Raw genomic sequence first — 449 nt, 5'->3', positions numbered from 1 at the left:
CGAATCAAGTAAGGAATTACAATTGGGGGGTTAGCTCAGTTGGCTAGAGCATCTGCCTTGCACGCAGAGGGTCATCGGTTCGACTCCGATATCCTCCACCAAATGGAGGTTTATCAAAAAGTTCTTTAAAATGTTGGGAAGATAAAAGTGAAAGATGAAACTTTAAAAGTAAAGTCTACCATCTAAACTCAACTATCTACCATCCATTTATAAGTGTTGACTTTAGGTCTACAGGTTCATAACCTACACACTGGCAGAATAGCGAAACGAAAGTTAGCTGTTAAGTTCTTTGACATATTGGGAAAGCGAGTTTCATATACCTAAAAGGGTATAGAGAAACGAATCAAAGTAATTTGTAAATTTTTTAAAGCGAATAAGGGCGTATGGCGGATGCCTAGGGTCTGAGAGGCGATGAAGGACGTGGTAAGCTGCGATAAGCAACGGAAAGC

At 40.3% G+C, this 449-nt stretch carries 1 tRNA gene and 1 rRNA gene; both read left to right on the top strand.

The window, feature by feature from the left end:
- Positions 1 to 24 precede the first annotated feature (24 nt).
- Positions 25 to 101: transfer RNA gene (locus tag ESB13_RS23665), tRNA-Ala, on the top strand.
- Positions 102 to 363: 262 nt separating this feature from the next.
- Positions 364 to 449 (top strand): 23S ribosomal RNA (locus ESB13_RS23660); the annotation flags it as partial.

Source organism: Filimonas effusa (genome assembly GCF_004118675.1).
In the GTDB taxonomy this organism is placed as follows: domain Bacteria; phylum Bacteroidota; class Bacteroidia; order Chitinophagales; family Chitinophagaceae; genus Filimonas; species Filimonas effusa.
Note: the sequence above shows the minus strand (reverse complement) of the source record. Positions and strands in the feature narration are given on the sequence as shown.